Source organism: Lipingzhangella rawalii, from assembly GCF_031628175.1.
GTDB classification, from domain to species: Bacteria; Actinomycetota; Actinomycetes; order Streptosporangiales; family Streptosporangiaceae; genus Lipingzhangella_A; species Lipingzhangella_A rawalii.
In genome coordinates this window covers 1-782 of sequence record NZ_JAVLVT010000040.1, presented here as the reverse complement: position 1 = coordinate 782, position 782 = coordinate 1, and the positions used below count along the sequence as shown (strand labels likewise).

Below are 782 nucleotides of genomic sequence, written 5' to 3'. Positions count from 1 at the left end.
GATCGCCCACACACGCTGGGGGTGGGATCGTGATGGTTCCACGCTATCCGCGTCACCCGGAGCGGGCCTTGACGCTGCGGGAGGTCGACACCCTCGCCCGGCTGCACACCGACCTTCAGGACGTGGCCCACCGGATGTTGCTGGCCAGTGGCCCGCCCAGCTATCGGCATGTCCCCAGCCGCACCACCGACGATCTGGGCGAACAGCTCGCCACGATCGCCGAGCACACCGCCCGACTGGCCGCCCACCTGGACACACTACTGGCCTACGCCCCGGTACACCTCGCCACCACCGAAACCCGGCCCGACCCCACCGACCGCCCCACCCGAGCCGACGACCCCCCAGCCGAGCCCCCACCACCCAGCACACCCCCACGCCCCCGCGCCTACCCCGACACCCCCCGCCCCAACCCACCACCCACCAGGCCACCAGATCGCGAACCCGACGAGGACCCCGCCCCGGATGAGCCCCCCAACGCCCCCAACCAAGCCACAGAACGTGGAGACCCCACCGAACCCACCCATCCCAAAGAACCCGAGAACCCCGCAACGCCCCCAGAAACCGACCAACCAGACACACACGCAGAACCCGAGGAGTTCGGGGAACCCGGCCCGCAGAACCCACCCCCTAACGAGGACGGTCCCCCCGGCCCCACCACCGGGAACGGGGATGCCCCCTGATGCGCATCAACGCCAAAGAACACTACGCCCCCTTCCCCCCACACCCCGAAAGCGTGACCCACGCCCGCACCTGGCTGAACGAAATCCTGGCTGAACACACCG

General features: G+C 69.9%; 1 pseudogene. It reads left to right on the top strand.

Features of this window, described 5'->3' with window-relative positions:
* Nucleotides 1–680: pseudogene (locus tag RIF23_RS20675) on the top strand (hypothetical protein); the annotation flags it as partial.
* Between the last annotated feature and the right edge of the window lie 102 nt (nucleotides 681–782).